Source organism: Variovorax sp. M-6, from assembly GCF_052114385.1.
Taxonomy (GTDB): Bacteria; Pseudomonadota; Gammaproteobacteria; order Burkholderiales; family Burkholderiaceae_C; genus Variovorax.
Genome location: NZ_JBFREQ010000023.1, coordinates 1 through 19,918 on the forward strand (window position 1 = coordinate 1; position 19,918 = coordinate 19,918).

18 protein-coding genes and 1 pseudogene are annotated in these 19,918 nt (G+C 68.2%); 1 reads left to right on the forward strand and 18 read right to left on the reverse strand.

Features of this window, described 5'->3' with window-relative positions; genetic code table 11:
- From AB4Z46_RS23005 to hutU, 7 genes and pseudogenes are all read right to left on the reverse strand, one after another.
- Positions 1–686, reverse strand: a pseudogene (locus AB4Z46_RS23005) (urocanate hydratase); the annotation flags it as partial.
- A 52-nt stretch (positions 687–738) separates the two neighbouring features.
- Positions 739–1,710: an NADPH:quinone oxidoreductase family protein gene (locus AB4Z46_RS23010; RefSeq protein WP_442285864.1), complete on the reverse strand. Its 972-nt coding sequence runs from the start codon at positions 1,708–1,710 to the stop codon at positions 739–741.
- Positions 1,707–2,897: a CaiB/BaiF CoA transferase family protein gene (locus AB4Z46_RS23015; RefSeq protein ID WP_442285865.1), complete on the reverse strand. Its 1,191-nt coding sequence runs from the start codon at positions 2,895–2,897 to the stop codon at positions 1,707–1,709. Before AB4Z46_RS23015 ends, AB4Z46_RS23010 begins: the two co-directional genes overlap by 4 nt.
- A 3-nt stretch (positions 2,898–2,900) precedes the next feature.
- Positions 2,901–3,695, reverse strand: a complete 795-nt coding sequence (locus AB4Z46_RS23020) for an ABC transporter ATP-binding protein (protein WP_442285866.1) — start codon at positions 3,693–3,695, stop codon at positions 2,901–2,903.
- Positions 3,692–4,585: an ABC transporter permease gene (locus tag AB4Z46_RS23025; RefSeq protein ID WP_442285867.1), complete on the reverse strand. Its 894-nt coding sequence runs from the start codon at positions 4,583–4,585 to the stop codon at positions 3,692–3,694. The genes AB4Z46_RS23020 and AB4Z46_RS23025 overlap by 4 nt, the downstream gene beginning before the upstream one ends.
- A 12-nt stretch (positions 4,586–4,597) precedes the next feature.
- Positions 4,598–5,566 (reverse strand): ABC transporter substrate-binding protein, encoded by a 969-nt coding sequence (locus AB4Z46_RS23030; RefSeq protein ID WP_442285868.1) that lies wholly within the window; start codon positions 5,564–5,566, stop codon positions 4,598–4,600.
- Between the two features lie 33 nt (positions 5,567–5,599).
- Positions 5,600–7,288: a urocanate hydratase gene (gene hutU, locus AB4Z46_RS23035; protein ID WP_442285869.1), complete on the reverse strand. Its 1,689-nt coding sequence runs from the start codon at positions 7,286–7,288 to the stop codon at positions 5,600–5,602.
- Positions 7,289–7,500: 212 nt separating this feature from the next.
- On the opposite strand from hutU, the gene AB4Z46_RS23040 reads away from it, so the two are divergent.
- Positions 7,501–8,481, forward strand: a complete 981-nt coding sequence (locus AB4Z46_RS23040) for a LysR substrate-binding domain-containing protein (protein WP_442285870.1) — start codon at positions 7,501–7,503, stop codon at positions 8,479–8,481.
- 17 nt (positions 8,482–8,498) lie between these two features.
- Here the strand turns inward: AB4Z46_RS23040 and AB4Z46_RS23045 are convergent, their stop codons facing one another.
- The 11 genes from AB4Z46_RS23045 to AB4Z46_RS23095 all read right to left on the reverse strand — a co-directional run bounded on the left by AB4Z46_RS23045 (position 8,499) and on the right by AB4Z46_RS23095 (position 19,910).
- Entirely contained in the window at positions 8,499–9,194 is a 696-nt protein-coding gene (locus tag AB4Z46_RS23045; RefSeq protein ID WP_442285871.1) for a GntR family transcriptional regulator, read from the reverse strand.
- 71 nt (positions 9,195–9,265) lie between these two features.
- Positions 9,266–10,021 (reverse strand): aspartate/glutamate racemase family protein, encoded by a 756-nt coding sequence (locus AB4Z46_RS23050; RefSeq protein WP_442285872.1) that lies wholly within the window; start codon positions 10,019–10,021, stop codon positions 9,266–9,268.
- Between the two features lie 22 nt (positions 10,022–10,043).
- Complete coding sequence (gene hydA / locus AB4Z46_RS23055) at positions 10,044–11,474, reverse strand: dihydropyrimidinase (RefSeq protein ID WP_442285873.1); 1,431 nt, start codon at positions 11,472–11,474, stop codon at positions 10,044–10,046.
- Positions 11,471–12,190 (reverse strand): maleate cis-trans isomerase family protein, encoded by a 720-nt coding sequence (locus AB4Z46_RS23060; RefSeq protein ID WP_442285874.1) that lies wholly within the window; start codon positions 12,188–12,190, stop codon positions 11,471–11,473. Before AB4Z46_RS23060 ends, hydA begins: the two co-directional genes overlap by 4 nt.
- Before the next feature lie 21 nt (positions 12,191–12,211).
- Positions 12,212–13,525: an MFS transporter gene (locus tag AB4Z46_RS23065; RefSeq protein ID WP_442286049.1), complete on the reverse strand. Its 1,314-nt coding sequence runs from the start codon at positions 13,523–13,525 to the stop codon at positions 12,212–12,214.
- A gap of 229 nt (positions 13,526–13,754) precedes the next feature.
- A complete protein-coding gene (locus AB4Z46_RS23070) occupies positions 13,755–14,981 on the reverse strand; it encodes a pyridoxal-phosphate-dependent aminotransferase family protein (protein WP_442285875.1) in 1,227 nt (408 codons plus the stop codon).
- 32 nt (positions 14,982–15,013) lie between these two features.
- Positions 15,014–15,784, reverse strand: coding sequence for a fumarylacetoacetate hydrolase family protein (locus AB4Z46_RS23075; RefSeq protein WP_442285876.1), 771 nt, complete (start codon positions 15,782–15,784; stop codon positions 15,014–15,016).
- Positions 15,785–15,819: 35 nt separating this feature from the next.
- On the reverse strand, positions 15,820–16,587 hold the full coding sequence (locus AB4Z46_RS23080; protein ID WP_442285877.1) for a 2-keto-4-pentenoate hydratase: 768 nt from the start codon (positions 16,585–16,587) through the stop codon (positions 15,820–15,822).
- Between the two features lie 2 nt (positions 16,588–16,589).
- A complete protein-coding gene (locus tag AB4Z46_RS23085; protein ID WP_442285878.1) occupies positions 16,590–17,966 on the reverse strand; it encodes an amidase in 1,377 nt (458 codons plus the stop codon).
- A 7-nt stretch (positions 17,967–17,973) separates the two neighbouring features.
- Positions 17,974–19,266, reverse strand: a complete 1,293-nt coding sequence (locus AB4Z46_RS23090) for a TRAP transporter large permease (protein WP_442285879.1) — start codon at positions 19,264–19,266, stop codon at positions 17,974–17,976.
- Entirely contained in the window at positions 19,263–19,910 is a 648-nt protein-coding gene (locus tag AB4Z46_RS23095) for a TRAP transporter small permease subunit (RefSeq protein WP_442285880.1), read from the reverse strand. The genes AB4Z46_RS23090 and AB4Z46_RS23095 overlap by 4 nt, the downstream gene beginning before the upstream one ends.
- Positions 19,911–19,918: the final 8 nt, after the last annotated feature.

The following is a 19,918-nucleotide window of genomic DNA, read 5'->3' on the forward strand; positions in this document are numbered from 1 at the left end:
ATGTCCTTGGCCTGCTTGTCGAGGTAGCGCGTGCGCAGGCGGAAGTCGATGCTGGCCTGCTGGCACTCGATGTTGAGCGACACCGCGCCCGCCAAGGTGGCGGCCAGCGGCTGGGCGCCGCCCATGCCGCCGAGGCCGGCCGTCAGGATCCACTTGCCCGCGAGGTCGTTGTTGTAGTGCTGGCGGCCGGCTTCGACGAAGGTCTCGAAGGTGCCCTGCACGATGCCCTGGCTGCCGATGTAGATCCAGCTGCCGGCGGTCATCTGGCCGTACATCATCAGGCCCTTGCGGTCGAGCTCGCTGAAGTGCTCCCAGGTGGCCCACTTCGGCACGAGGTTGGAGTTCGCGAGCAGCACGCGCGGCGCGTTCTCATGGGTCTTGAAGACGCCCACGGGCTTGCCCGATTGAATGAGCAGCGTCTCGTCGTCGTTCAGCGCCTTCAGCGACGCGAGGATCTGGTCGAACGAGGCCCAGTCGCGCGCGGCGCGGCCGATGCCGCCGTAGACCACCAGGTCCTGCGGCCGCTCGGCGACTTCCGGGTCGAGGTTGTTCTGCAGCATGCGGAACGGCGCTTCCGTGAGCCAGCTCTTGCAGCTGAGGGTGCTGCCGCGCGGCGAGCGGATCACGCGGCTCGCATCGTGGCGCGGATCGGTCTTGGCGGAGAGGAATTTGTCGGGTGCGTTCATGATGAGGTGCAGGGTTCGGTCGATCGCATGGGCGTCGAGCCACGAGGGTTGATCAAAGACTGCTGTCCGGCAGGACCACGAGCTTTCCGGAAGAACGGCGGCTCTCCAGGTCGGCCAGCGCGCCCGGCAGGTCCTGGAAGGCGTAACGCCCGCCGATGTCGGCCTGCAGCCGCTTGTCCTTGAAGCCGGCGAGCACGTCGTCCATCGCCTGGCGGATCAGGGGCAGGTCGCGCTCGTGGCTCCAGTAGATGCCCAGGGCCGACGCGCTCTTGAGCAGCAGCCGGTTGGCGCGGATCTCGGGAATGCGGCCGCTCGAAAAACCGACGATGCACAGGCGCGCACCGAAGGCCAGGCACTTGACGCTGCGATCGGTGATGTCGCCGCCGACCGAATCGATGACCACGTCCACGCCCTTGCCGCCCGTGGCCTCCATCACCTGCTCGACCCAGTCGTCCTGCCGGTAGTCGATGCAGGCGCTGGCGCCATGGCGCGCGCTCAGGGCCAGCTTGTCGGCCCCGCCCGCGGTGGCGATGACGCGCGCGCCCGCGCGCACCGCGAGTTGCGTGGCGGCCAGCCCCACGCCGCCCGCCGCGGCGTGCACGAGCACGGTCTCTCCGGGCCGCAGCCGGGCGCGCTCGAAGAGCGCGATCCAGGCCGTGGGCCAGACCACCGGCAAGGCGGCGGCGTCGACCAGCGGCACTTCGTCGGGGACGCGGATCAACCAGCTTTCCTCCGCCACGGCGAACTGCGCGAGCCCGCCCCACATGACCTTGGTCGCCACCCGGTCGCCCGGGCGGAAGGCGCCGCCGCCGGCGACGCTCTCGACGATGCCGCTGATCTCCTGCCCCGGCGTGAAAGGCAGCGGCGGACGGACCTGGTAGGCGCCACGCGCCATCAGCACGTCGGCGAAGTTGAGGCCGGCCGCGGCGACGCGCACCAGGACCTGGCCCGGCTTGGGCTGCGGCAGCGGCATCTCCATCAGCTCGGGCGGCTGTGTCGTGTCGCGGACGATCCACGCCTTCATAGCACCCCCTCGGCGCGCAGGCCGTCGATCTGCCCGGGCGCGACGCCCAGCTCCTGCAGCACCGCTTCGGTGTGCTGCCCCAGCGCCGGGTCTGCCGTGGTGGCCGCCGCGGCATCGGGCGCGCCTCCGAACACGGCCGGCTGCAGCACGAAAGGCCAGGCCCGCGCGGCGCCGGCCGGCACCACGAGCCCGCGGCCCTGGCGGGCCGCTTCGGCGTGCGCCTGCTTCAGATCCCACACCGGGCCGGCGGGGATGTCGGCCTCGAGACAGGCCTGCACCACCTCGTCGACGGTGCGCGCACGCGACCAGGCGGTGATCGCGGCCTTGAGCTCGGGCTCGTGGCGGGCACGCGCCGCATTGGTGGCGAAGCGCGGATCGTCCACCCATTCCGGCTTGCCGATCAGCGGCGCGAAGCGCCGGAAGAAACCGTCGTTGCTGACCACGATCACGGCCCAGCCGTCGCTCGCCTCGAAGCAGTCGACCGGCGAGGTCACCGGGTGGCGGTTGCCCACGCGCTGCGGCGCCACGTCGGTAGCGAACAGCCGGCTGGCGCTGGTGATCTGCAACGCGAGCATGGCGTCGAACATCGACAGATCGATCTGCCGCCCCTGGCCATCGCGTTCGCGCGCGAACAACGCGGCCATCAGCGACCAGGCGCCGAACAGGCCGGTGACGAGGTCGGCCACCGAGTCGCCGACGCAGGTGGGCTCCTGATCCGGCCGTCCGGTGGTGCTCATCAGGCCGGACATGGCCTGGATGATCAGGTCGTAGGCCGGACGGCCCCGAAAATCGCCGCTCTGGCCGAAGCCCGAGATGCTCAGGTACACCAGGCCCGGATTGCGCGCCTTCAGGTCGTCATAGCCCACGCCCAGCCGCGCGGCCACGCCGGGGCGGAAGTTCTCGACCACCGCGTCCGCGGTCTCGACCAGCGCATGGAGCATCTCGCGCGCCCGCGCGTCCTTGAGATTGAGCGTGACGCTCTTCTTGTTGCGGTTGAGCAGCGAGAAGTAGACGCTCTCGCTGTCGACGAAGGGGCCGAAGTGGCGCGAATCGTCGCCGCTGACCGGCGTCTCGATCTTGATCACCTCGGCGCCCAGGTCGGCCAGCAAGGCGGTGCAGTACGGCCCGGACATGACCCGCGACAGATCGACGATGCGCAGGCCGCTCAGCAGTTTCTTTTCATTCATGGTTCACCCCAGAAGCAGGCTGTCGTCGCTCAATTCCTTGCCGCTGCGCTGCGAGAACAACGCCAGCAGGTCGGGAACATCCAGTTGGCTGCGCTCGTGTCCGGCGATGTCGAACACGATGCGGCCCTGGTGCAGCATGATGGTCCGGTCGCCGTGGTCCAGCGCCTGGCGCATGCTGTGGGTCACCATCAGCACGGTCAGCTTCAGCTCGCGCACCAGGTCGTCGGTGAGCTTCATCACGAAGTCCGAGGTGCGCGGATCGAGCGCGGCGGTGTGCTCGTCGAGCAGCAGCAGCTTGGAATCGGTCAGCGAGGCCATCAGGAGGCTGATGGCCTGGCGCTGGCCGCCCGAGAGCAGGCCCATGCTGTCGTGCAGCCGGTTCTCCAGCCCGAGGCCCAGGCGCGACAGCGCTTCGCGGATGCGCTCCCTGCGCGGCACCGTCAGCGCATGGCCCAGACCGCGGCGCTTGCCGCGCGCCAGGGCGATCGCCATGTTCTCCTCGATCGACAGGTCGGCGCAGGTGCCCGCCAGCGGATCCTGGAACACGCGCGTGATGACCGCCGCGCGCTCCGGGACCGGCCAGCCGGTGATGCCCTGTCCCTCGATGCGCACGGCACCGCCACTGACCGCCGTCTCGCCGGCGATCACGTTGAGCAGCGTGGACTTGCCCGCGCCGTTGGAGCCGATCACGGTGATGAACTGGTGCTTGGGAATGCTCAGCGAGACGCCGCGCAGCACATGGTTCTCGAGCGCCGTGCCCGCGTTGAAAACCACGTGGAGGTCGTCGACTTCGATCATGCGGCAGTCCTCCGGCGACGCGCCATCAGGCCGGCGCCAGGCGCCACCAGCGCCAGGGCCACCAGCGCGGCGGTCACGAGATTGAGATCCGAGGGTGTCAGGCCAATGCTGTCGACCCCCAAGGCGAGCGCCACCGCCAGCCGATAGAGCACGGCGCCCAGCAGCACCGAGAAGGTGGCCCAGTGGACCGCGGAGCGCTTGATCAGCACCGTGCCGCCGATGACGGCCGCAAAGCCGATCACGACCACGCCGACGCCCATGTTCACGTCCGAGGCGCCCTGCATCTGAGCGAACAGCGCGCCACCCAGGGCCGACAGGCCATTGGCCAGCGCCAGGCCCAGCCACTTCATCCGCCCGGTGGGAATGCCATAGGCGGCCGACATGCGTTCGTTGACGCCGGTCGCCCGCAGGGCCAGCCCCATCTCGGACACCAGAAAGCGATTGAGGATCAGGATCACCACCAGACAGGCTGCGGCCAGCGCGATCGGCATCGCGAGCGCACTGCCCGGAAAGTGCGTCTCCAGCGGCGTGAACACCGTGTCCACGCCCAGCAGCGGCACGTTGGGCCGCCCCATCACGCGCATGTTGATGGAGTAGAGCGCCACCGAGGTCAGGATGCCGCTGAGGATGTGGAGGATCTTCAGCCGCACGTTGAGGAAGGCGGTGATCGAGCCGGCCAGCATGCCCGCTGCGAAAGCCACGAGCGTGGCCAGATAGGGGTTCAGGCCAGCGACGATCAGCGCCGCCGCCACCGCCCCGCCGAGCGGGAAGCTGCCCTCGACCGTGATGTCGGGAAACTTCAGCAGCCTGAAGGTCAGATAGGTTCCGAGGGCCACGAAACCGAAGATCAGTCCGGTTTCGACGGCGCCAAGCCAAGCGTAGAAATTCACTTCGTCTCCCGCCTACTTGGCGCCGACCACATTGGCCACACGCGCCACCTCGGCCGGCACCGCGAGATTCAGGGCCGCCGCGGCGCGCTCGTTGACGACGGTCCTGTAGACCTCGGGCACGACGACGTCGAGGTCGCCCGGCTTCACGCCCTTGAAGATCTGCACGACCTGCCTGGCCGCCTCGTGGCCGACCGCGGTGTAGTCGAAGCCGATCGAGGCCACCGCGCCGCGCTCCACCGAACGGGTCTCGGCCGTGAACACGGGAATCTTCTGCTCCTGGCCGATGCGCACCGCCGATTCGAGCGCGGCGTAGACCGTCGGGTCGTTGGGAATCCACACCGCGTCGACCTTGCCGACCAGCGAACGCATCGCGGCGATCACCTCGTTGGAGTTGGGTGCGCTGGCCTGCACCAGGGTCAGCCCGTGGGTGGCAAGAAGGCCCTTGAGCACTTCGACCTGGTAGATCGAGCCGTCGAGTCCCGGGTTGTAGATCACGCCCAGGCGCTTGGCCTGCGGCACGAAGGACTTGATCAGCCGCAGCTGCCGATCGATCGGCGCGAGGTCGGAGATGCCCGTGGCATTGCCGCCGGGCTTCTTGAGGGTCTTCACCACCTTGGCGCCCAGAGGGTCGGTCACCACCGTGAAGACCACCGGCAGGGTGCGGGTGGCCGACAACGCGGCCTGCGCCATCGGCGTGGTGATCGTCACCATCACGTCGGGCGCCTCGCCGATGAACTTGCGCACGATCTGCGCCGCCGTGCCGGCATTGCCCTGCGCCGAAAGGTAGCTGACCTTGAGGCCCTTGCCATCCTCGTAGCCGGCGCTCTTGAGCCCTTCGAGCAGGCCCTCCTTCACCTGCAGCAGTTGCGGGATATCGACCATGTTCGCGATGGCGAGCTGGCGCGGGGCCGTGGTCTGGGCCTGGGCCTGCAGGCCCAGGCCCGCGATCATGGCCGCGAAAACGCAATGAATCCATTTCATGGGACGCTCCTGACGAGATTCAACTCGCATCGATTAGGGAATGGAGGGCAGTTGCAACTGGTGTGCCTTGGCGGTGCGCAATGCGATGTCGTAGCCCGCATCGGCATGGCGCATGACGCCGGTGGCCGGATCGTTCCACAGCAGCCGGGTGATGCGCTCGTCGGTCTGCGCCGATCCGTCGGCCACCAGCGCCATGCCGGCGTGGATCGAGTAGCCCATGCCCACGCCGCCGCCGTGATGGATGCTGACCCAGTCCGCGCCGCACGCGGTATTGAGCAGCGCGTTGAGCAGCGGCCAGTCGGCCACGGCATCGGAGCCGTCGAGCATGCCTTCGGTCTCCCGATTCGGGCTGGCGACCGAGCCGGAGTCCATGTGGTCCCGGCTGATCGCGATGGGGCCGCTGAGTTCGCCGTTGCGAACCATCTCGTTGATCGCCAGCCCGGCGCGATGGCGCTCGCCCAGGCCCAGCCAGCAGATGCGCGCGGGCAGCCCCTGGAACTTCACGCACTCGCGTGCCAGCCCGAGCCAGCGGTTCAGCGCTTCGTCTTCGGGGAACAGGGCCCGCAGGCGGGCGTCGGTCTTGTAGATGTCCTCGGGGTCGCCCGAGAGCGCGACCCAGCGGAACGGGCCCTTGCCTTCGCAGAACAGCGGGCGCACGTAGGCGACCACGAACGAGGGGAAGTCGAAGGCCTGCGCCACGCCCTCGTCGAGCGCCACCTGGCGGATGTTGTTGCCGTAGTCGAAGACCACCGCGCCCCGCGCCTTGAATTCGAGCATGGTCCGCACGTGCGTCGCGATCGATGCGCGCGCGGCCTGCTCGACGGCCTTGGGGTCGGACGCGCGCGTCGCCTGCCAGCGCGCCACGTCCCAACCGGCGGGCAGGTAGCCGTTCAGCAGGTCGTGCGCGGCGGTCTGGTCGGTCACCGCGTCGGGGCACAGGCCGCGCCGCGCGATCTCGGGGAGTACCTCGGCCGCGTTGCCGCACAGGCCGACCGACAGGCCGCGGCGCTGCGCACGCGCTTCGTCGATCAGGCGCAGCGCATGGTCGAGATCATCGGCCTGCACGTCGAGATAGCCGGTGCGCAGGCGCATGTCGATGCGGCTCTGCTGGCACTCGACCACGAGAATGGCCGCACCCGCCATGCGCCCCGCGAGCGGTTGCGAGCCGCCCATGCCGCCCAGGCCGGCGGTCAGCATCCATTTGCCGGCCATCACGCCGCCGAAGTGCTGCCGCGCCACTTCCGAATAGGTTTCGTAGGTACCTTGCACCGTGCCCTGGCTGCCGATGTAGAACCACGAGCCGGCCGTCATCTGGCCGAACATCATCAGGCCCTTGCGCTCCAGCTCGTTGAAGTGGTCTTGCGTGGCCCACTTCGGCACCAGGTTGGAGTTCGCGATCAGCACGCGCGGCGCCATCGCATGGGTGCGGAACACGCCGACCGGCTTGCCCGACTGCACCAGCAGCGTCTCCTCGTCGCCGAGTTTCTCCAGCGCACCGATGATGCGGTCGAAAGACGCCCAGTTGCGCGCCGCGCGGCCGACGCCGCCGTAGACGATCAGCTCGGCAGGGTTTTCCGCCACCTCGGGGTCGAGGTTGTTCATCAGCATGCGCAACGGGCCTTCGGTGCGCCAGCTGCCGGTGTGCAGGACGGTGCCGCGCGGCGCGCGGACCACCCTGGACGGGGATGTTTCCTGAAGCAAGTTCGTCTCCTGGGCCGCCACATGATTCACCTAAGGGTAAACACGTGCGATCAATTCCATTACTCATCCATCAATGCCCACCTTCGGCGCCTCCGCGCACCAGAAAAGGGCCCGTAAAACCCGCCGTCCCCTCCATAGAATGAGACAACATGTTCACGGTCATTGTGAAAGCCGACCCGCAGCGCCGAAAGCGAATTATTCTCCTGGATGGATGAGCTTTACTCATACGACCGATGCGCCGACACACCCCTTCTCTTTCGTGCCTGCTGGCCTTCGAGGCCAGCGCCCGGCACCTGAGCTTCACGCGCGCGGCCGACGACCTGTGCGTGACCCAGGGTGCGGTCAGCAAGCTCATCAAGGCCCTGGAGGACGAACTGGGCACCTTGTTGTTCGTGCGCGAAGGCAAGAAGCTGTCGCTGACACCCGCGGCCGACGCGTACCTGCGGCGCGTCCAGCCGCTGCTGCTCAAGCTCGAAGCCGCGTCGGTGGAGATCAAGGCCGGCGGCCGCAGCAGCGGGCGCCTCAACCTCGCGGTGCTGCCCAGCATCGCCGCCAAATGGCTGATGCCGCGCTACTCGGATTTCTCGACGCGGCATCCGGACATCATCCTCAACCTGACGACCCACCTATCGCCCTTCAACTTCCACATGGAAGACATCGACGCGGCGATCCATTTCGGCCTCGCCAACTCGTGGGTGGGCGCCGAGATGGACTTCCTGCTGCAGGACGCGGTGGTGCCGATCTGCAGCCCCGGGTTCCTGCAGCGCTATGGCCCGTTCGACGACCCGCGCAAGCTGCTCGACTACACCTTCCTGCACCTCGCCTCGCGCACGAACTCCTGGCAGTTCTGGTTCGATTCGCTGGGCATCAAGACCGAACGCATCCTGTCCGGCCCGGTCTTCGAGCACTACCTCATGATCATCCAGGTGGTGACGGCCGGCCTGGGCATCGGGCTCGCGCCGTTCTTCCTCGTGGCCGACGACATCGCGCAAGGACGGCTGGCGGTGCCCTTCCACCACATGGCCAGCGAAGAGCTCGCCTACTACCTGGTGTACCCGGCCGAGAAGTCGGAGTACCGGCCCCTGAGCGCATTCCGCGCCTGGCTCGCCGAGGAACTGGTCACGACCCAGCAGGCGATCGAGGCCTTCCGGGCCGCCGCGCCCGTGCGCGACCCGCGGACAGCGTTGTCCCCCGACCCCGTGGACGACGCCTGAACGACGGAAGGGACTCGCTACCCGAGGATGCTCTCCAGGTCGGCCTCGTCGCTTCCGGCGTCGAGCCTGAGGCTTTGCTGGATGTGCTCCAGATGATGGAGCATGAGTGTTTCGGCCCGCCGCGCGTCGCTTCGCTTGATCGCCTCGACGATCTCCTCATGCTCGTCGGCGCGGCAGCTGGTCGCGGTGGGCGCGTCGTACAGCGAGATGATCAGGCAGGTCAGCGTCGACAGTTCGCGCATCGTGCGCGCGAGCGCGGAGTTGCCGGCCAGCTCGGCCAGCAGCAGGTGGAACTCGCCCGACAGGCGCACCACGGCGCGCGCATCGTTGCGCTGGCGCGCGTCGGCCTCGAGTTCGAGATGGCGGCGCAGGCGCTGCATCTTGAAGTCGTCCATCGTGCCGATCAGCCGGCGCAGCACCCCGGGCTCGATCAGGCGGCGCGCCTCGAAGACGTCCTGCGCCTGCTCGATGGTCGGCTTGGCGACGTGTGCACCGCGCTGCGGCACCAGTTCGACGATCTGTTCATGCGCCAGGCGGGCCAGCACCTCGCGCACCTTGGCGCGGCTGGTGCCGAAGATGGTCGCCAGCCGGTCTTCGCCGAGCTTGGTGCCCGGCGCCAAGCGATGTTCGAGGATCGCCGTGGAGATCTTCTCGGCGATGGCTTCGACGCTCTGCTCGCGGCCGGTACCGCTCGCTTCCTTGGGGGAACTCATTTTCTTTGGCATGCGTTGCGATCTTAGCGACGGAATTCGGGCATCTGAGAACCATCGCGTTGCCGAAGGGCTCATCTGTGCGTGCGGTCTCGCGCCAGCAGCCTTGCGATGCCCTCGGGCAAACCGTGGTTCGGCTTGATCGGCGGCGGCGCGAAGCTGCCCTGGCGCGCGGGCAGCGTCCCCAGCGAAACCAGCGTCTGCGCGTGGCAGACCGCGCTCGACACGCCATCGACCACAGGCACGGGAATGCGGTCCCGGATCGATCGCGCCAGGCCCGCCAGCGGTGCGCCGGCAATGACGATCACGTCGGCGCCGTCGTCCTGCACGGCCGACAGGCACAGCGCTTCCAGGCGCGCGCTGTGGTCCTCCTGCACGCGCCCGATGTCCTTCAACGGGTTGTCCAGGTTGCGGATGCTTGCCAGGCGGTCGCTCAGGCCGTTGGCCTGGACGCACTCGCGATACCACGCCGTGATCCGGTGCGAGATCGCGACGATCGAGAAACGCTTGCCGAGCAGGCAGGCGCTCATCAGCGCGGCCTCGGTCAGACCGACCACCGGGATGTCGAGCACTTCGCGCAGCCCGTCGATGCCCGGATCGCCGAAGGCGGCGACGACGATGGCGTCATGCCGGTCGCAGTGCTCGGCTGCGAGCGTGGCGGCGGCGTAGGCGCCGATCAGCGATTCGAAGCGCGTCTCGATGTACGCGACGCCGAAGGGCGCCGTGAGCACGCGGATCTGGGTGCCCGGCGCGGCCGCGCGGCGCGCCTCTGCCTCGATCAGGTCGGAAACGCTCTGGGAGGTGTTGGGGTTGATCAGCAGAAGGTTCATGGCGGGCCTCGGTACTGTGGCGCTATCGGAGGGGTCGAGCAGCCGGCAGCAAGCTCGGCCTGCCGCGCTTCAGGAACTGTCCGCGGCCGGGGCGCGGATGGAATGCATGGCCGTCCCACACCACCTCGCCGCGCGCGATCGTCAGCGCCGGCCATGCCTTCACTTCGATGCCCTCGTAGGGCGTGTAGTCCACCGCGTGGTGAAGATCGGCATTGCGCACCTGGCGCGGCGTTGCGCCCCAGACCACGAGGTCGGCATCGGCGCCGATGGCGATGGTGCCCTTGCGCGGATGGAGGCCGTAGGCCTTGGCAGGGTTGGTCGAGGTCAGTTCGACAAAGCGGTTGATGGTGATGCGACCGTCGAGCACGCCGTGGGAGAACAGCAGCGGCAGCCGCGTCTCGATGCCCGGAATGCCGTTGGGAATGTGGCGGAACTCGACCTCCTTGCCGCCCGGCTTCTTGCCTTCCGGTGCGTCATAGCGGAACGGCGCGTGGTCGGACGAGAAGATCGTGAACAGGCCGTCGGCCAGGCCGTTCCAGATGACCTGCTGGTTGTCCTTGTTGCGCGGCGGCGGGCTGCATACGCAGCGCGCACCGCCATAGCTGTCGTCGATGCCGAGGTCTTCGGCGGTGAGAAACAGGTACTGCGGACAGGTCTCCGCAAACACGTGCAGGCCGTGCGAGCGCGCCCAGCGGATCTGTTCGACGGCCTCCTTGCCCGACACGTGGACGATCATGATCGGCACGTCGACGAGTTCCGACAGCGCAATGGCCCGGTGCGTGGCCTCGCGTTCGACCAGCATCGGCCGCGAATGCGCGTGAAAGCGCGGCGCCGTCCGGCCGCTGGCCTCCAGGCGCTTGGTCAGCCACTCGATGCAGTCCGCATTCTCGGCATGGATCATCGCCATGGCGTCGTGGCGCCGCGCCACTTCGAGCACATCCAGGATCTGGCCGTCGTTGAGCTTGAGGTCGTCGTACGTCATGTAGATCTTGAACGAGGTGTAGCCCTCGGCGATCAGCTGCGGCAGCTCGTTCTTGAGCACCTCCTCGGTCGGGTCGCTGACGATCAGGTGAAAGGCATGGTCGACATGCGCGCGACCCTCGGCGCGCTCGTGGTAGTCGCGCACCGCGGCGCGCAGCGACTGGCCCTTCTGCTGCGCGGCGAAAGGAATCACCGTGGTGGTGCCGCCGCAGGCGGCCGCACGCGTGCCGGTGTCGAAATCGTCGGCCATGCGCACCGGCGCCTCCATGGGCTGGTCGAGATGGCAATGCGCATCGACGCCGCCCGGCGTGACGAAGGCGCCGGCCGCGTCGATCTCGCGGACGCCGGCGGGCAGGCCCATGCCGAGCTGCACGATGCGGCCGTCGACGATGCCGATGTCGGCATCGAAGGTGTCGCTGGCGGTGGCCACGCGCGCATTGCGCACGACCAGATCAAGACCCTTGGCGCTCATGAGAACAGCCCTCCCCAGCCCTTGACACTGCGGGTGTCGACGCCGGTGATCTTCAGCGCCTTCCAGACCACGGTCGCCACCGAGTCGTAGATCGGGATGCCGAGCTCGCGCTCCATCTCGTCGACCAGCGGCGCACCGTGCAGGTTGGTGCACATCACGGTGATGGCGTCGGGCTTTTGCCGCGCCACCTCGCGGATCATGGTGCGCAGCGTGTCGGGCGCGACCTCGGCGAAGGAGAAGTTCACCGTCAGGTCGAGGTGCCGTTCGGCCACGCACTCGACGTCGAGCGCCGCGTAGTTGGCGACGATGCGCCGCTGCACGTCTTCGACATAGGGCGACACGAGCCCCAGGGTGCGCGCGCCCTGCGCGGCCAGCAGGTCATTGAGCGCCAGCACCGAGGTGGTCGCGGGAATGCCGGTCGCATCGGTGATGCGGGCGCACAGCGCGCGGTCGCGCTCGAAGCCGAGCCAGCTCGCCGAGGTGCCGCTCCAGCAGATCACGTCGACCTTCGCATCGGCCAGCAGCTTCGCCGCGTCGAGGATGGTTCGCTCGTCGAACTGGCCCTGCGACTTCTCGCCCATCGAGATCTCGGTCACCCGGAATCGCGAGAAGTGCGCCGAGACACCCGGCACGCCGGCGACCATGGCACTGGTCAGCGGCTCGAGCGCGGTGTTGGAGGAAGGCGTCAACACGCCGATGCGTTTTTTCTGGGTCATTTCGCGGATCTGAAAAGTGAACTAGACGGGCAGCTTCCTGCTGTAGTCGATCAGCAGCGTGGAGCAGACGAACAAGCCCGCACCGGCCGCCGCGAAGAGCATCAGCGCCAGGAAGTAGGAACCGGTCGCCTGCACGATCAGGCCGACCACGATCGGCACGCCGATGCCCGCGACGTTGCCGCCGAGGTTCATCGTGCCGCCAAGGAAGCCGACGTGGGCGCGGCGGCCGAGGATCGACGGCACGCACCAGAACAGGCCGCACCAGCGCAGGAAGAACAGCGTGACCGACAGCAGGACGACGACGACGACCGGGTTCGTGATCTGCGACACCATGTAGATCGCCAGGGTGGCGATGACCGAGGAGATGCCGAACAGCGTGCGCAGCACCCTGCTGGTCGAGGCGCCGGCGGCCTTCCACTTGTCGGCCAGCCAGCCGCCGAACATCTCGCCGACGAAGCCCGAGAAGAACATGATGAACACAGCGCCGCCCATCTGCTTGATGTCGAAGCCGTGCACCTTGGAGAGGTAGTTCGGCATCCACGTGAGCAGGCCGTAGAAGAGCGCGTTGAAGCACATCCAGCCGAAGAACATGCCCCAGACCGAACGGAAGCGCAGGAAGTCGAGCAGGCGGCCGCTGGCGCCTTGCGGCTCGCTGGCGGCGTCTTGCGCGTGGCTCGCCTCGATGTACTTCGCCTCCGCCTCGTTGACGCCGGGATGTTCGCGCGGATGGTTGCGGATGTAGCTCCAGGCAAAGAAGCCGGCGACGACGGTGCCGACCCCCGCGATGACGAAGGCCAGGCGCCAGGAGCCCAGCAGTGCGATGAGGCCCGAGATCAGGATCGCGCCCAGTGCGGCGCCGAGCGGCGCGCCGCCGTCGAGCAGGGTCGCGCCCCGGCCGCGCTCGTTCTGCGTCATCCAGATGCCGTTGAGCTTGCCGCCCGCGGGATAGATCGGCGCCTCCGCCGCACCCAGGCCCAGGCGCGTCAGCAGCAAGGGGACCCAGCCGGTGCAGAACGCGGCGATGGCCTGGAAGAAGCCCCAGCCGAGCGTCGCGCCCGCAATGACGACGCGCGGACCGAAACGGTCCGCCAGCATGCCGCCCGGAATCTGCATGAGCGCATAGGTCCAGAAGAAGGAACTGAGCAGCAGACCCTGTACGGCCGGCCCGATGTCGAACTCCTTGGCGATCAGCGGCATGGCCACGGACAACGACGCCCGGTCGATGTAGTTGATCGAGATGAGGAACAACATCATCAGGAAGATCTTCCAGCGAACCTTGGTGGGCTGGAGGGTGGTGTCGGGTGCTGCGGCGGTCGCTGTCGCGCCGGCCGTCATGGTGGGTTGCATCGGTTTGTCTCCTTGCGTGGCACGGGTGCCAACCTGCAGGGAAGCACCCGGCACGCTGGCGAGCTTGCAGCCCCGGTCGGGGGCTGGTCTGGCCAGTGCACCACCGAGGCTGTCCGGCGGAATTTAGATTCTGTCGAATTCGATGTCAACATCTATGTCGACAATACAGTCGACGTTAGTGAAAACACCTATCTTCCGCCTCGCCTTCAGGCCGGGATCACTTCGCCTTCCCGAGGGGCGTTCCAGCGAAGAACGCCATGGCCGCCAGCACCCCGCTGCCGGCCAGCGGAACGCCTGCCAGCTTGAAACCCATCTCGACGCCCGTCAACGCCGCCATCAGGGTCAGGTCGTTGCAATCGCCCAGGTGCCCGATGCGGAACATGCGGCCCTTCAGCTTGCCCAGCCCGGCGCCGAGCGAGAGATCGAAACGCTCGTGAATCAGCTTGCGCAGCGCATCGGCATCGACCCCTTGCGGCGTGATGACGCCGGTCAGCACCGGCGAATACACCCGTTCGTCCGCGCATTGCGTCGGCAGGCCCCAGGCACGCACCGCGGTGCGAACGCCCTCGCCCCATCGCTGGTGGCGTTCGAACACCGCAGGCAAGCCTTGCTCGAGCAGCATGTCGAGCGCTTCGCTGAGACCGTAGAGCAGGTTCGTGCTGGGCGTGTAGGGCCAGTAGCCGCCCTTGTTCATCTCGACGATCTCGTCCCAGGCCCAGAAGGCCTTGGGCAAGCGGGCCGTCCGGGCGACCTCGATGGCCTTGGGCGACAGCGCGTTGAAGCTGATCCCTGGCGGCAGCATCAACCCCTTCTGCGAGCCGCTGACGGTCACGTCGACACCCCACGCGTCGTGGCGGTAGTCGGCACTCGCGAGGCCGGAGATGGTGTCGACCATCAACAGGGCCGGATGGCCCGCGGCGTCGATCGCACGGCGCACCGCGGCGATGTCGGAGGTGACGCCGGTCGAGGTCTCGTTGTGCACCACGCACACGGCCTTGATGCGATGCCCACTGTCCTTGCGCAGGCGCTCCTCGATCAGGTCGGCCTGCACGCCATGGCGCCAGCTCCGCGGCAGGCCGGTCTCGTCGGTGCCCGGCAACGCGAGGAACTCGGGCTCGAGGCCAAGCCTTTGCGCCATCTTCTGCCACAGCGTCGCGAAGTGACCGGTCTCGAACATCAGCACGCAGTCTCCGGGACTCATCACATTGACCAGCGCGGCCTCCCAGGCGCCAGTACCCGACGCGGGATAGATCACCACCGGATGGCGGGTCTGGAACACCTGCTGCAAGCCGCCGATCACCTTCTTACCGAGCGTTGCGAACTCGGGCCCGCGATGGTCGATGGTCGGCAGGCTGATGGCCCGGAGGATCCGATCGGGCACCGGACTGGGGCCGGGAATCTGCAGGAAATGCCGGCCGCTGGAATGCTTGTCGAGAGCGATCATTTTTGTCTCAGTCCTTTGTCTGGTTCGAGGGTCTAGAACTGCACCGACGCACGGCCGATGCCCGGAAACTCGACGGCCACGAGGTCGCCCTCGGCCGCCATCAGAATGCCCACCCACGTGCCGGTGGTCACGACCGTGCCTGCCGCCACGCGGTCGCCATGGCGCGTGGCGTGACGCAGCCACGCGGGCAGCACATGGGCAGGGTCGCCGAGCGAGTGGGTGCCGCGCCGTTCGACCCTCGCTTGCTGGCCGATGCGCACCTCGCAGGTCTGCGCGCTCCAGTCGCGCCCGGCAAACGCAACCCATTCGCCGAGCACCAGCGCACCGTGCGATTGCAGGTCCGCCAGCTTGCACAGCGCAGGGGCGTCGACGCCCTCGCGCCAACGCGAATCGACGACTTCGATCGAGACCGCCATCGCATCGACCAGGGCACGCGCGGCGTCGACATCCAGCGTCGATGCGAGCGCTTGATCGACCTCGCGGCCGAGCCGCAAGGCCACTTCGGCTTCGATGCCACGCAGATGGAACGGCCAGTGGTCGGTGCGCGCCGGGCTCGTCCAGACGCCAGCGGGCGGCAGCGGCGCGCAGGTCAGCTCCGCCTCGCGCGACGGGCCGCCTGCTTTCCAGTATTGCGGTGGCAACGTCCCGAACCAGCCGAGCTCGCCGGCCACCCACTGCTGCACCGCGTACGCATCGTCGGCGCTGCCCAAAGCGTTGGCCATTGGCGCGGCAGCGGGCAAGACGTTGTCGCGACGCGCGCGAATCAAGGCTTCGGCGACTGCATCGATGTTTGAAATGGACATATGGATTTCCTGTTGTCGGCTTCGAAGAGAAAGGCTCAGAAGAACACGCTCAACGGCGCGAGGCCAGCCACTTCCACCCGCACGGCCGTCCCTTGCGAGGCGAACAACATGCCGGTGCACGAGCCGGTCGTGACGACCTGGCCGGCCTTGAGCCCTGCGCCGCGGGCCACGCAATGATTGGCCAGCCACACCAGCAGCGCGCCGACGTCCGGGTGAGTGTGCTCGCCGACCGTGTGCGCGACAACCTGGTCGTCGAAGCGCATCACGGCCTCGACCTGCCTCAGGTCGAACCAGGCGGGATCGAAGGGCCCGGGCTCGCCGAGCACCAGTCCGCCATGGCACATCAGATCGGCGAGGAGCGCGGCGGGGTCCGCATCGAGCCAGTCGGCCAGGCGGGTTTCCGCCACTTCGATCGCGGGCAATACCGCCGCGATCGCCAGCCCGACCTCGTCGCGCGTGTAGGGCCGGGCGCGCGGCGGCAGGTCGGCCCCGAGGCGGAACGCGACCCCGGCTTCGGCACCGCGCAGGTGCCATGCGGAACCCCGGAGCACCGCTGCGTTGGGCACCAGCGCTCCGGCCGGCAGCGGTGCGCAGGCCGGCTCCTGGCCGGGGCCGGTCGCGCCGACCTTCCATCCACCGATCGGACCGATCGCGGCCAGCGTCGCGTCCTGGATCGCATAGGCCGCCTCACGGCTGTGCGGCTGAACCAGCTTCGACGGCACCCGCCGGCCATCGCGCCGCGCACGGCACAGCGCCTGCGCGGCGTCGTCCGGCGCGAGCTCGGCAACCGCGGTGGCCGACATCGTCAGAGCTCGGGGAAGCGCTGCCATGGATAGGCCTGTTCGATCGAGCCGGCCAGCGCGAGCAGCTCGGCGTCCGCGCCCTCGCGGGCAACCAGCTGCATGCCGACCGGCATGCCGTCCACGAAGCCGCATGGCAGCGCAATGGCCGGCAGGCCGACGGCGTTCGCGAAACCCGCGAACACCGCATGGCCTCGCGGGCCGACCTCGCGTCCGTCGATGCGCGTCGGGTGCGTCTCATTCGCCGGCCAGGGCAGCGCAGCCGCCGCCGGCGTCAACAGGAAGTCGTATCGGTCGAACAGGCGCGACAGCGCGGTGCGCAGCCGTTCGGCCTCGAACAGCAGGTCGAACAAATCGCAAGCCGTTGCCTTGCGGCCGGCTTCGGCGTTCGCCTGCATCACCGGCCCGAAACGCGACGGATCGAAGGGCCGGCCAGGCAACTCCTGCGGATGCGCGACAAGCCACGCCAGGCCCACCTGGGCCAGCAACGACCAGCGTTCATTGACCGCCTCGACCATGCCGAAGTCTTGCGCCGTCGTGACCTCGTGCCCGAGCCCTGCGATCCCTTGGGCGGCCGCCCGAGTCAACGCCGCGATCTGCGGATCGACCGGGTGATCGCCGAAGCGCGGTATGAACAGAACGCGCGCGTTCGGCGAACTCCCCTCCTCCATCGGGCCGCGCCCGATCACCTGCATCACCGCGGCCACGTCGGCCACGCTGCGTGCAATCGGTCCCGCCACTTCGAAGTCGAGAAAGATCGGCGGCAACCCGTCGCCGCGCGGCACGCGTCCGCGAGAGGGCTTGAAGCCAACCAGGTTGGTATGCGAGGCCGGCCTGCGGATCGAGCCGCCGCCATCGGTGCCCAGCGCGATCGGGCATCCGCCGGCGGCCACCAGCGCCACCGCCCCGCCCGACGAGCCGCCCGGCGTGAGCGCCGGATTCCACGGGTTGCCCGTGGGGCCGAACACCAGGTTGTCGGTGTAGCCCTGCATCGTGAACTCGGGCACGTTGGTCTTGCCGAAGATCACGGCACCGCTTTCGCGCAGTCTTGCCACCGGAAGCTCGTCACGCTCGGCGATGAATCCGCCGAGGGCATGACTGCCCCAGTGGGTCGGCAGGCCGAGCACCTGCAGGTTGTCCTTGATGGTGACGGGCACGCCGTCCAGCGCGCCAAGCGCCCGGCCCGTGCGCCAGCGCGCGGTGCTCTGCTCGGCCGCGTGCGCCGCGCCTTCGCCGTCGAGCGTGACGAGCGCGTTCAGCCGGGGGTTGACTGCGGCACTGCGCGACATGCAGGCCCGCAGCGCCTCGGTCGGCGTGAACGAAGCCTCGCGAAAGCCGGCCACGAGCTGCGCCGCAGTGAGTTGCCAGAGCGGTATGTTCATCGTTGCCTCACATGTGCGCCGGCAACCAGGTCACCAGCTGCGGCACGGCCATCAGCAACAGCGTGAACAGGATCATGATCAGCGCATAGGGCAAGGCACCGTAGATCGCATCCTCGATACCGCCCTTGTCCGGACGGATGCCATGCACGACGAACAGGTTCATGCCCACCGGCGGCGTGATCAGGCCCAGCTCGCACATCAGCACGATGAAGATGCCGAACCAGATCGGGTCGACACCGATCGCGGTCGCGATCGGGTAGGTGATCGGGATCGTCGCGACCTGCATCGACAAGACGTCCATGAACATGCCCAGGATCAGGTAGAACACGATCAGCGCGAGGATCAGGCCGGTGGCCGACAGGCCCAGGCCGGCGACCCACTTCGTCATCGCCTCGGCGACGCCGGTGAGGCTCACCGTCAGGTTGAGGATGAAGGCCGCCGCGACGATCAGCAGGATCATTCCGCTCACGCGGGCGGTCGAGACGAAGCAGTTGCGCAGCAGCTCCCAGTTCAGCTTGCCCGACTGCCACACGAAGGCCAGCGCCGCCATCACGCCGAGCGCAGCGCTCTCGGCCGCGGTGGCGATCCCGAAGTACAAGCTGCCCATCACGATGCCGAACACCACCATCGGCGGGATCAGATGCACGAGCACGCGCAGCCGCTCGTCGAGCGGCACCTTCGGCTCGCGCATCACCTTGCCGCTGGCCAGGCTGGAGACCGCGATCCAGAGCATGAAGCACAGCGTGAGCAGGATGCCCGGGATGATGCCGGCGATGAACAGCTTGCCGATCGAGTTGTTGGTGAGCGACCCGTAGACGATCATGTTCACGCTCGGCGGAATCAGGATGCCGAGCGTTCCGCCCGCCGCCAGGCTGCCGAGCGAGGCGCGCATGGGGTAGCCGCGCTTGTGCAGCGAGGGCAATGCCACCGTGCCGACCGTGGCCGCGGTGGCGACCGACGAGCCGGAGGTCGCCGCGAACAGCGCGCAGCTGCCGATGTTGGTGTGCAGCAGCCCGCCCGGCAGGCGGCCGAGCCAGGCCGACAGCGCGATGTACATGCGGTCGGCAATGCCGGAGCGCAGCAGCAGCTCGCCCAGCAGCACGAACAGCGGCACGGAGGTCAGCAGGGCCTCGTTCTGGACGCCCCACACCACCGGCGCGATCGAGTCCATGAAGGGGACGCCGTAGGCGGCGATGCCGCCGATGATCCCGACCGCCGCCATCGACACGGCGATCGGCATGCCGACCAGCATCAGGGCGAGCATGGCGAAGAACGCGAGTCCGATCAGTGCGATGTTCATGGTGCCGCTCCTTCGGCCGCCTGGCGCACCTTGAGGTCGTCGAGTTCCTCCTTCAGCTCTTCCTTCGCGCTCTTCGGATGGAAGTCGCTGTTGAGCGTGGCGATGTCGCCGCGCAGCAGCAGCTGGGTCGCACGCAGCGCCAGGCCGCAGGCCACCAGCGCAAAGATCACGAGGCCCGCGTACCAGACGCCCTGCGGGATGATGAGCGGCGTGGCCCACGGCGTCTGCGCCGTGCTGCGGTAGGCGGTCGTGTCCTGGATCACCTTGAACGCCACCCAGGCGATGAACAAGGCGAAAGCGGCCAGCGAGAGGATCGAAATCCAGTTCAACAGCGCCTGCACGCGCAACGGGAACTTCTCGTGGAACACGTCGACGCGGATGTGATTGCGCCCCAGCAAGGCCAGGCTGAAGGCGATGGTCGATCCCACGGCCAAGGCATAGCCCCCCAGCTCATCGGCCCCTTGCAGCGAAATGTTGAACACCTTTCGCGAGATGGTCTCGATGGTGACGATCACCGCCAGGCCCAGGAAGATCGCGCCGAACGCGGTGGCCAGCACCGTCTCCATGCGCGTCTTGAAGTCGACAGGCCCCGCAGGCGCCACCTTGTCGGTGGCCGCTGCGACGGGCTGCCGGTCGCTCGTCATGGCGCGGC

Coding starts and splice junctions, on each gene's coding strand:
- AB4Z46_RS23030 (WP_442285868.1), bottom strand. CDS start 5,566: ATGAAATGGATTCATTGCGTTTTCGCGGCCATGATCGCGGGCCTGGGC.
- AB4Z46_RS23090 (WP_442285879.1), bottom strand. CDS start 19,266: ATGAACATCGCACTGATCGGACTCGCGTTCTTCGCCATGCTCGCCCTG.
- AB4Z46_RS23040 (WP_442285870.1), top strand. CDS start 7,501: ATGCGCCGACACACCCCTTCTCTTTCGTGCCTGCTGGCCTTCGAGGCC.
- AB4Z46_RS23010 (WP_442285864.1), bottom strand. CDS start 1,710: ATGAAGGCGTGGATCGTCCGCGACACGACACAGCCGCCCGAGCTGATG.
- AB4Z46_RS23075 (WP_442285876.1), bottom strand. CDS start 15,784: ATGTCCATTTCAAACATCGATGCAGTCGCCGAAGCCTTGATTCGCGCG.
- hydA (WP_442285873.1), bottom strand. CDS start 11,474: ATGAGCGCCAAGGGTCTTGATCTGGTCGTGCGCAATGCGCGCGTGGCC.
- AB4Z46_RS23095 (WP_442285880.1), bottom strand. CDS start 19,910: ATGACGAGCGACCGGCAGCCCGTCGCAGCGGCCACCGACAAGGTGGCG.
- AB4Z46_RS23015 (WP_442285865.1), bottom strand. CDS start 2,897: ATGAATGAAAAGAAACTGCTGAGCGGCCTGCGCATCGTCGATCTGTCG.
- AB4Z46_RS23070 (WP_442285875.1), bottom strand. CDS start 14,981: ATGATCGCTCTCGACAAGCATTCCAGCGGCCGGCATTTCCTGCAGATT.
- AB4Z46_RS23065 (WP_442286049.1), bottom strand. CDS start 13,525: ATGACGGCCGGCGCGACAGCGACCGCCGCAGCACCCGACACCACCCTC.
- AB4Z46_RS23050 (WP_442285872.1), bottom strand. CDS start 10,021: ATGAACCTTCTGCTGATCAACCCCAACACCTCCCAGAGCGTTTCCGAC.
- AB4Z46_RS23020 (WP_442285866.1), bottom strand. CDS start 3,695: ATGATCGAAGTCGACGACCTCCACGTGGTTTTCAACGCGGGCACGGCG.
- AB4Z46_RS23045 (WP_442285871.1), bottom strand. CDS start 9,194: ATGAGTTCCCCCAAGGAAGCGAGCGGTACCGGCCGCGAGCAGAGCGTC.
- AB4Z46_RS23085 (WP_442285878.1), bottom strand. CDS start 17,966: ATGAACATACCGCTCTGGCAACTCACTGCGGCGCAGCTCGTGGCCGGC.
- AB4Z46_RS23080 (WP_442285877.1), bottom strand. CDS start 16,587: ATGTCGGCCACCGCGGTTGCCGAGCTCGCGCCGGACGACGCCGCGCAG.
- AB4Z46_RS23060 (WP_442285874.1), bottom strand. CDS start 12,190: ATGACCCAGAAAAAACGCATCGGCGTGTTGACGCCTTCCTCCAACACC.